This is a genomic window from Bradyrhizobium sp. SHOUNA76 (assembly GCF_023006445.1).
Lineage (GTDB): Bacteria > Pseudomonadota > Alphaproteobacteria > Rhizobiales > Xanthobacteraceae > Bradyrhizobium.
In genome coordinates this window covers 1-9284 of sequence record NZ_JALBHA010000234.1, presented here as the reverse complement: position 1 = coordinate 9284, position 9284 = coordinate 1, and the positions used below count along the sequence as shown (strand labels likewise).

General features: G+C 63.7%; 7 protein-coding genes and 1 tRNA gene. 2 read left to right on the top strand and 6 right to left on the bottom strand.

Annotated features, from left to right (window positions below; all coding sequences use genetic code 11):
- From MOV74_RS22210 to MOV74_RS22200, 3 genes are all read right to left on the bottom strand, one after another.
- A partial coding sequence (locus MOV74_RS22210) for a POTRA domain-containing protein (RefSeq protein ID WP_309486825.1) occupies positions 1-331 on the bottom strand: 331 nt, incomplete at its 3' end.
- A gap of 278 nt (positions 332-609) precedes the next feature.
- Positions 610-1653: a helix-turn-helix domain-containing protein gene (locus MOV74_RS22205; RefSeq protein ID WP_246926791.1), complete on the bottom strand. Its 1044-nt coding sequence runs from the start codon at positions 1651-1653 to the stop codon at positions 610-612.
- Between the two features lie 237 nt (positions 1654-1890).
- Entirely contained in the window at positions 1891-4944 is a 3054-nt protein-coding gene (locus tag MOV74_RS22200; RefSeq protein WP_246926789.1) for an AAA family ATPase, read from the bottom strand.
- 287 nt (positions 4945-5231) lie between these two features.
- Between MOV74_RS22200 and MOV74_RS22195 the strand changes: the two genes are divergently transcribed.
- On the top strand, positions 5232-5723 hold the full coding sequence (locus MOV74_RS22195; RefSeq protein WP_246926786.1) for a hypothetical protein: 492 nt from the start codon (positions 5232-5234) through the stop codon (positions 5721-5723).
- Positions 5724-5885: 162 nt separating this feature from the next.
- On the opposite strand, the gene MOV74_RS22190 is transcribed toward MOV74_RS22195, so the two are convergent.
- Together MOV74_RS22190 and MOV74_RS22185 are read right to left on the bottom strand one after the other, a co-directional pair.
- Positions 5886-6851 (bottom strand): NADPH:quinone oxidoreductase family protein, encoded by a 966-nt coding sequence (locus MOV74_RS22190; protein WP_246926774.1) that lies wholly within the window; start codon positions 6849-6851, stop codon positions 5886-5888.
- A gap of 44 nt (positions 6852-6895) precedes the next feature.
- Complete coding sequence (locus MOV74_RS22185) at positions 6896-7999, bottom strand: alkene reductase (protein ID WP_246926771.1); 1104 nt, start codon at positions 7997-7999, stop codon at positions 6896-6898.
- A gap of 160 nt (positions 8000-8159) precedes the next feature.
- On the opposite strand from MOV74_RS22185, the gene MOV74_RS22180 reads away from it, so the two are divergent.
- Positions 8160-8645, top strand: a complete 486-nt coding sequence (locus tag MOV74_RS22180) for a helix-turn-helix domain-containing protein (protein WP_246926768.1) — start codon at positions 8160-8162, stop codon at positions 8643-8645.
- 151 nt (positions 8646-8796) lie between these two features.
- Here the strand turns inward: MOV74_RS22180 and MOV74_RS22175 are convergent.
- Positions 8797-8873 (bottom strand) — tRNA-Met (locus tag MOV74_RS22175).
- Between the last annotated feature and the right edge of the window lie 411 nt (positions 8874-9284).

The window sequence follows — 9284 nt, the reverse complement described above, 5'->3', positions numbered from 1 at the left end:
CCAGCAAGCGGCCGCGTCCCTGGAGCGCGGCGGTCACCTGATCGGCCAGCGCATAGAGCCCCTTGATGCCGAGGCGCTTGCCGCGCACCGAACCGGCGATTTGTTCGCGCTCGGCGGCCGCCAGCAATTCCACCTTGCCGGCGAAGCGCACGCCCTTCACCATGACGCGCTCGCCCCGGTCCGGAATTGCGGCGGGCGACTGCTGCGGACGAATCTCGTCAGCTGCCGGCAATCTCTCCTGCTGCCGCAATTCCTGCTGCCGCTGCATCTCCCGCAGCAGCGATCCGGCATCCTGCGCCTCGGCCGGAGCCGTGGCGCCCGCCACCAGCATCGCCGCGAAGACCGCCCCGCACCGTCGCATTCCCATCGAAAACCCGCTTCGCTTGCACGGGCACGGCCTCCAGGCAATTAGGCAACAACATCAGCGACCTGAATCGCTTTCAGTGTCCCCCGGGAGATGGCTTTGGGCAGGCCCGGTTTGGGGATGCCACGGGCCACGTGTGAGCCGCCAGCGAAACTTCGAGGTGACGTCTCGATTTCTCATTGCGCGCAAAAGCCCAACGTCGATTTCACCCAATGCGCAAACCGTGCGATCTGGTCCAGGCCCTTTCATGGGGCGATGCCAGTCAACCACTTCCACCACATCTGCCGTGTGAGCAGTTGCGGGTCCCAGGAGCGGTGATCACGCGCCAATGCCCGGAATTCGCGCGGCGTCAGCCCATGAAGGCGTTGGAAGGCGCGAGTGAAGCTCTGAGGATGCAGGAAGCCGTGCGCCTCCGCGATCTCCGATATTGACTTGTGCCGCTGCGCCAAATCGGCGAGCGCCATCCGCGCACGATGCATGCGCTGCTCCTGGATGTAGCTCGCGATGCCGCCCGCATTCTCGAACAAGTAGGACAGCTTTCGCGGAGAGATGGAAAAATGGGCGGCGATGCTCTCCGGCGTCAATTCTGCGTCCAGAACACGTTCGATGACATGGCGACAGATCATGTCGAACAAGGCGAGGTGCACGCCGGCTGCCGCGTCCTCGCGCACGGAGCCGTTGATCACAGTTGCCGCGAGTTCGAGGGTCGGCTTCGCCAGCGCGTCGCCCTCCCGTACGGTCAGCAGAGGCGCCCGGCGCCATAGCGCCATCACATGATCCCGGAACATGCCGACCAGTGTGCCGCCGCCGGAGAAGATGCGCATGTTCTGTTCGTCCGGTGCACTCAAGAGCGGTTCAAACAGCGGGCGCGGCACGAAGAGGTGGATGCTGGCATAGTCCGGCGTCTCAGTCATCTGCGGCTGCGCGCAATCGAACGTCATGAAATCGCCGGCAGCGCTGGAGGCCGTCTGCTCGCCGAACCGCGGGCGGCAGCCACCCTCGACGTAGAACTGCAGGACATAATGGCTGACGCCGTCGCGTCCGATCTGGTAGCGCGAGCGGTCGAACGACTGCGCCTGCGTCCTCGCCGTGCCGAGCACGAGCGGGCCAAGCTGATAATATTCGACCCTTGCATGGAAGCGCTCGGGGTTCTTAAGCCGGGTCTGGCCGAGAAGGCCGACCTGCTCGTGCCAGATCGCCAAAGCCTGCTTGTGCGGCGTGCCCTGCGTATCAAGAACGAAATGAGGAAGCGGCGATCGCGCCGCCCCGTCTTGTTCTGCCCCGTGCACCTGACTTGACCTCCCACCGCTTGCGAACCGGCGCCAGAATACCTAATGCGCTTGCGTGAGGATTGCCAGACACTCGGGAGCTGCGTGATCGCGCCGGCGCGAAGAGCATGATGCGGAGAAGTTTGTAGAGGTTTCCGAAAAGATCATTGCCTTAAGCGCGATGAAGTGCGTCCCGACGCCGTCGTGCTCTGGTACGGGCGGGAGGACCGTCAGCGGGGCTGAATCCGCCCGCTCCCGTCAGGTCAGCTCGTCGCCTCGCGCCAGCATCCCGGCCAGCATCGCCTCGGCCTTGCTCTGGAGCGGCTGCGCGCCGCTTTCAGAGGCGATCGCGATCGCCGCACGCAGAGCGGCAAGGATTGCGGCCTTGTTCGCTTCGCTCGAGGGAGGCGTCACCACGGCTTCCCCGAACAGGGCCTCGGCCTCGAGACCCGAAAACCCCTGCTGCCGCGCTGTGTTGCGTGCCTCGCGCAGCATGTTCTGCGCGGCCCTGAAGTCGCCGAGCCTGTGGGCGGCCAGCGCCAGGTAGATCGAACTGCGCAGCACCGCCGAAGTATAGCCGACCGCTTTCGCCTCCTCACGCGCTTCCGTCAGCATGACCCGCGCGCGGTCGAACAGGCCCTGCTCCAGATAGGCCATGCCGAGATGGCAGGCGAGCACCGGCACGAACAGCCGGACCCCGTGCTTCTGCGCGAGGACGAACCCGTCTTCGAGAATGGAAGCCGCGGCTGCCGGATCGTTCTGCCCCAACTTCAGCCACCCACCGCTATAGGCCGCCGCGACGCGATCGTAAGGGCGTCCCGTCTCCTCTGCGATCTTAGCGGCCTCGCGCTGAAGCTGCTCGGCGGCATCAAGCTCGCCCATGACGGTGTGAGTAAATCCCTTCATCATGCAGCAGAGCAGAAGCAGATATTTCGGGGTCGTCCCGATCGGAGCACTGGCCTCCGGTCCCGCCAGCTGGACGCGGGCCATCGCCAATGCCTGTTCGGCTTCCCGGTAGCGGCCGGCGAGGAAATAGGCCTGTCCGAGCCCATACCGAGCGAGGTTGAGCCACCCCGGATTGCCCCATTCCTGCGCAAGGCGCACCACCGCTTCCGAGACCGCGACGGCTTCGACCGGCGCTCCGTAGAAGTTCTGTGCACCGGCTCTGACCGTCATCGCCGCGACCTTGCGCCCGATGTCGTCGATCGCCTCCGCCCGCCGCTCGGCATCCTTTCCAAGGTCGAGCCACTCGGCAACCTGGCCGGACGCGATGAAGGCCGCGCGTGCTTCCATCCGCAGATCGATGGCGTCGGCCTCCCGCAAAGGCGACATCGGCGTCTTGTCGAGCGAGCCCATCGCGACTTCGAAATAGCTGGCTGCGTCCGAAAACGCCGACCGGTTGAGGCATTTTCGTCCCGCGCTCTTGCCGTGGCTGAACGCCTTGTACCAATCGCGGGCGCGCACCGCGTGATAGCACAGCGTATCGGGCTCATCAGCGCCCGCTCCGTCGTTCTCGAGCCTCGCAAGAATGCGCGCGTGAATGTCCTCGCGCACCTTTTCGACCATCGAGTCGTAGGTCACCTGGCGGACCATCTCGTGCCGAAACTCGAGCGTGTCGTCCAATTCGCTGTCGATCCTCACCAGCAGCTCGGCACGATCGAGCACCGCGAGGCAGTCCTGAAGGGCGCTCTCCGGCAGCTCGACGAGGTTTCGCAGCATGGCGACGCTCGATCGCGGCCCGAGCGCTGCCGCGATCTGCAAGACGGAACGCTCCTGGCGCGAGACGCGATCGAGGCGCGCCGCGATCACGCCCTGGATGCTCGAGGGAATCCCGAGTTCGTCGATCGGACGCATCAGCGCGAGATCACCCCACTGGCCGTGGAGCGTTCCGCTATCCCTCAAGCCCCGGCACACCTCCTCGATGAACAGAGGGACGTTTGCCGTGTGCGAAATGATCCGGTTCTTCAGGTCGTCGTTCGCCGCGGAGGGGCCGAGCATGTCGGCCAGCATGGTCAGCCCGGAATCATCGTCGAGAGGCTGGATTGCGACGACTTCGGCGTGGCAGCGGGCAATCCAGACCGGCATGCCGTTGGGCCTGGAGGTGAGGAGGACGAGAAACCCCGGCACCTGAAGCGCAGCGATCGCAGCCATGACGGCATCGCTCGCCCGGTCGATCCAGTGCAGATCCTCGAGCAGAACGATGGTTCGCTGACGACTGGCGATGCTCTCGATGATGGCGCAGCTTGCGTCGGAGATCGCACGTCCCCGGGCATGGGGCTCGAGCTCGTTCCACTGTGGATTCGTTGTCGGCAGATCGAGCACCGCGTCGAGTGCACATTGTTGAATCTCGCCGAGCTCCTTCCGGACATCCGCCGGACCGTCGGGATCCTTTGCGGCGGCCTCCAGGGCAGATAGCAGGACGCGCTTGAGCGTACTGAACGGAGCCCCCTGGAGGTTCGGGCTGCATTCGGCGTCGATCAGGCGCCAGCCATCGGATCTGAGCTCCTGGACGAACTCGTGCGCCAGCCGCGATTTGCCGATGCCCGCGTCGCCGAGCAGCAGGACCGTCCGCCGGCTCGTTCTGGCGCTTTCGACAGCACGGGCCAGCAATGCCCGCTCCGTCGTTCGATCGACGAATCGCGAGACGCTGCGCGCCCGCCGCACCCGCCAGCTCGACAAGTCGCTCGCCCCCACGATCCGGTAGACCGGCACGGACTGATTGAAGCCCCGCAACGGCTTGCCGCCCAGATACTCGAATCGGACATGCCCTTCGGCAAGCTCCTGGCAGGCTTTCGACACGTAGATCTGATTCGCCTCAGCCGCCGATTCCAGGCGCGCGGCCAGATGCTGGGCGGCGCCACCGATTTCGTAGACCTTGGAAAACTCGCTCGCGACCATGTAGGCGACGACATGGCCCGAGTGCAGACCAACCCGGACCTGGAGCCCGGGATCGCCCAGGCCGACGACGCGCCGGACCAGTTCGATCGCCGCGTGGCAGGCCAGCGGAGCATGATTGTCGTCCGCGATCGGGGCACCGAACACCGCAGAAAGCCCATCGCCCAATTCCTTGCTGACGATGCCTCCAAACTGACGCACCGCGCCTCTCATCGCCGCCAATGCCGGCTCAAGGCGCAAGACGGCCTCCTCCGGATCGAGATCGGCGACAAGGCCTGTGGAATCGACGACGTCGGCGCGGAGAATCGTCACGAACCGGCGTTCGCTGTCCGGCTCGGAACGACGCACGGCCACCCCGCATTTGGAGCACCAGCTATCGCCTGGGTCGATCGCCGACTGACACGCGACACAATGCATTTCCGTGCCTTCAAAAGCTGCAGCGCCGCCGTTTGCCGACCGGCGCTCGCAAGGAGCCCGGCGCAAGATTACTCATCGGAAGATTCATGGCAATCGAACTTGCATGCCGCATGGCTGCATCTCCACCTGCAGCTCTCTGGACGAAGCACAATTTCGAGTGATAGCAATTACCCGCGCGAATGTGGGGCCGCGCGATCTAGGGGGCGCCGAGGCTTTCGTTCTGGCCGACGAGCTTTGCTGGGCTGCACGTCACCCGGATTGATTAGATCATATCGAAGGACAAGGCGATGGGTGGCAAGACATACAACGGCAAGCCGTTCAAGGACTTGATGAACAGCAACTACTACCCTCTGGCGAACATGAAGAAGAGCGTGGCCAAGCTCAAGGCATCGGACGACATCGATCTGCCGACCCTGGAATACGGCCAGTACCATCTGATCCTGACGCCGGCATCGAGATGGCCCCAGGGAAGCGCCAAATACTGGCACAAGGAGAAGGGCCGGGCTCGTCTCGACCTCAGCACCCAGCCGAACACGGTCCCGCTGTCCAGGGATGAGCCCGGTGTCATTCCCCTGACGCGATGCGACCTGCTCGATGCCTGCGTCCGGAAGTGCTTCAACTCCGAGCCGCCAATCCCGATGAAAACCAACATCATCGTCCACGCGCCAAACGACGCCTATGCCCACCGGCACGAGATCCGATTGGAGTGGGAGTACAAGAAGGGCTCGGACAAGCCGACGCTGCTCTATCTGACGATGGTCTGTCCGCACAGGGACTGATTGGAACGTTCTGCTTCGTTGCGAAAATGATGGTCGCTCGCGCCACAGGCGCGGGCGTTTTGTGTGCGTGCCGACCGCGAAGGAGGCCCGCCGGCACCCTCGCATAGCCCGGCATCGCTTCATGAGCTTGGCCGCGAAGCGCAACTCATGATCTTTGCGCTTTTATGCGGCCTCGCCCCAGGGCTTCAGAATGATCTTGCCCACACTGGCTCGTTCGGCGAGAAGACGATGCGCGTCTGCCGCCTTGCTCAGGGGTAGAGTGTGCCCGATCTGAACATCGATTGCGCCGGACTTGATGAAGCCGATCAGCTTCTGCAAAGCGGCGACCGCTTGTTGCGGCCGTGACTGAAACCAGCCACCGACATAATATGTAATCAACGACTGATTCATGCCGAGCATGGCATAGGGATTGACCGGCTTACGCTCGCGGGACGCCGCGCCGAAGACGACGATACGACCGAACGGCCCCATTGCCTGAAGACTCTGGTTCAGAACATCACCACCGGTTGCCTCGAGAACCACGTCGATGCCTTTTCCAGCGGTGAGTTCGCGTGCCTCCTTGACCCAATCGGGTTTGGTGTAGTCGAGCGCGGCGTCCGCACCGAGTTTCAATGCGAGTTCGCGCTTGGCCGGTGTGCTTGCCGCAGCAATGACCTTGCCGGCGCCCAGCAGCTTGGCAAGCTGCACCGCGTAAGTGCCGACACCGCCGCCAGCCGCCTGAACCAGAACGGTCTCGCCCGGCCGCAACTGAGCGCAATCGGCAAGCGTTTGGAATGCGGTCATGCCGGCCACCACCAGCGAACAGGCCTGGTCTGGCGTTAGGCCGTCCGGGAGAGGAATGACCTTCCCGACCTTGGCGACCGCATACTGGGCATAGCCCCCTGCCCCGCCATTTTCGAGCGAGGCAAACACCTTCGCTCCGACCGGGATCGTTGTCGCTCCGTCGCCAAGCGCTTCGACGACGCCCGCGATCTCGCTGCCGGGAATAAACGGAAGCGGCGAGGGAGACGGATAGGGATCGTTGTTGCGCCTGACGACGTCGGCAAAATTGACGCTCGCAGATTCAACCTTGATCAGGACTTCACCGGCGGCAGGCGCGGGTTTCGGAGCGTCCTCGTAAACCAGCACGTCCGGACCGCCATACTGGTGCAGCTGTACAACTTTCATTGAACTCACTCCGCGGCTTCGGCCGATTCGAGCGCCGGGTAGTCAACGTACCCGGGGGCACCGCCGCCATAGAAGGTCGCGCGGTCATAGGGATTGAGCGCGGCGCCGAGTTGCAGACGGCGCGGCAAATCCGGGTTGGCGATGAAGTGCCGCCCGAAGGCAACGGCGTCGCCCTGCCCGGCGCGGATCGCCGCATCGGCCGACGGGCCGATGAAACCGCCGGCGAGAATCAGGGTACCGGGCCAGAACGGACGCAGATCGTTGATCGCGAGCGGCGCTCCGGCCTCCCCTGCATCGGTGTTACGGGATTCGATCAGGTGGACATACGCGATCTTGAGTGGAGCAAGGCGGGACAGGACGTGGCTGTAGAGTCCGATCGGGTCAGCCTCGCCGGCATCATTGACCACGCCGAAGGGTGACAACCGGACGCCGACACGATCTCCGCCCCAGATCTCGACCAGCGCAGTCATCACCTCGATCAGCAGGCGAGAGCGGTTTTCGACCGAGCCGCCGTAAGCGTCCGTGCGCTGATTGGTCTTGCTGTGAAGGAATTGCTCGATCAGATAGCCGTTTGCCCCGTGCAGCTCGACGCCGTCAAAGCCGGCAGCCAGCGCGTTGCGCGCGCCTTCCCGGTAGGCTTCGACGATCCCCGGAATTTCGGCGAGATCGAGCGCGCGCGGCGTCTCGAACGGCACCATGGCGAACGAAGGCGTGAACGCTTTGCCCGCGGGAGCAATCGCCGACGGCGCGACAGGCTGCACGCCGTCCGGCTGGAAGCTCGAATGGGAAATCCGGCCGGTGTGCCAGAGCTGCAGAAAGATGACGCCGCCCTTGGCGTGAACCGCATCGGTGATCTTCTTCCATCCCGCGACCTGTTCGGCTGAATGAACGCCCGGCGTTGCCGGATAGCCCTGCCCATGGGGCGTGACCTGCGAAGCCTCGGCAATGATCAATCCGCCTGATGATGCGCGTTGCGAATAATAATCGACGGCGAGGTCCGTCGGCACATTGCCGGTCGAGCGCATCCGCGTGAGAGGCGCCATCACGACGCGATGCGAGAGCGCGTAGCGACCGAGCTTGAGCGGGGCGAACAAGTGCGCGGAAGTCATGGCGTCATCCTTCGTTTGAGAACGAACAGGAAGCCCGCAAAATGGGATCCCTCATTCTGGTTTCATCTTGAAACCATGGACAACATGACGGAGATGGTTTAAGTTTGCAACCAGTATCTCATCACATCGCCGTGGGCGCCGTGGCAGACGAGGCAAAAGGATGAAAGGTAAGCGGACCAACCTCGATGATGCAGCCTGCGCCATTGCGCGATCGCTCAGCGTGATCGGCGACTGGTGGTCGCTCCTGATCATCCGCGATGCGTTGGCTGGGAAGCGGCGGTTCGGTGAGCTTCAGAAAAGCCTCGGGATGGCAAAGAACATCTTGTCGGTCCGGCTGCAGAAGCTCGTCGAGCACGGCATCCTCGCCACCGCTCCAGCTTCGGATGGCACCGCCTACAAGGAATATGTCCTCACCCCCAAGGGGAAGAAGCTCTACCTTGTCCTGGTCGCGCTCTGGCAGTGGGGCGAAGAATATTGCTTCGCACCCGGCGAGCTCACCTACGACATGGTCGACAGGGAGACGCAGAAGCCGTTTCAGCCGCTCGAACTCAAGGCGCGAGATGGACGCGTACTCGGGCCGCGCGATATGCGGGCATTGCCGCGCCCGGCGCCAAAGGCGCAGCGCAGAGCTTCATCAAGCCGATAGATGCATGTTGCGCCTTGCGGAACACTGCCGTTCACGGGGCGCATGATTTTAGGGATTTCCGGACGGCCAAGACCGCGCCGGTGAATCACCCAAACAAAAATGGCCCGCGTCATGCGGGCCATTTTCGTATCGGATCCGGTCGATCCGAATTTGGTTGCGGGGATAGGATTTGAACCTATGACCTTCAGGTTATGAGCCTGACGAGCTACCGGGCTGCTCCACCCCGCGTTAAACACTTGCACGCCTTCAGTGAGATCCCGGGGACGGTCGGTTGAGGCCGGCGCTGTTCGCGTGGCTTTCCGCTTCCGTCCCAAAGGCTTCCTTGGAAGGCAACCCCGGGCAAAGCCCGTCGGGTGCGGGGCGTATGTACCAACCCAAGCTGCCTTTGGAAAGGGCTGCGGGAACGTTTTTTTCGACTTTATGACAAGCGAATGGACCGATTTCGGCGGCGTTCCGCCCGCTCTTGCCAGAAGTTCCACAAAGGACCAGCTTGCGGCAACAAGATTAAGGCCAAAGCGCCGGCTGAGGGAGGATTCGCCCGTGGACAAATCCCTGACGAGCGCCCCGCTGCGGGCGCTGGAGGAGGCCTTCCGCGCCATGGTCGCGCGATCACGGGACGAGCCGGCGGCCGGCCTTGCC

Coding starts and splice junctions, on each gene's coding strand:
- MOV74_RS22200 (WP_246926789.1), bottom strand. CDS start 4,944: ATGCATTGTGTCGCGTGTCAGTCGGCGATCGACCCAGGCGATAGCTGG.
- MOV74_RS22195 (WP_246926786.1), top strand. CDS start 5,232: ATGGGTGGCAAGACATACAACGGCAAGCCGTTCAAGGACTTGATGAAC.
- MOV74_RS22185 (WP_246926771.1), bottom strand. CDS start 7,999: ATGACTTCCGCGCACTTGTTCGCCCCGCTCAAGCTCGGTCGCTACGCG.
- MOV74_RS22180 (WP_246926768.1), top strand. CDS start 8,160: ATGAAAGGTAAGCGGACCAACCTCGATGATGCAGCCTGCGCCATTGCG.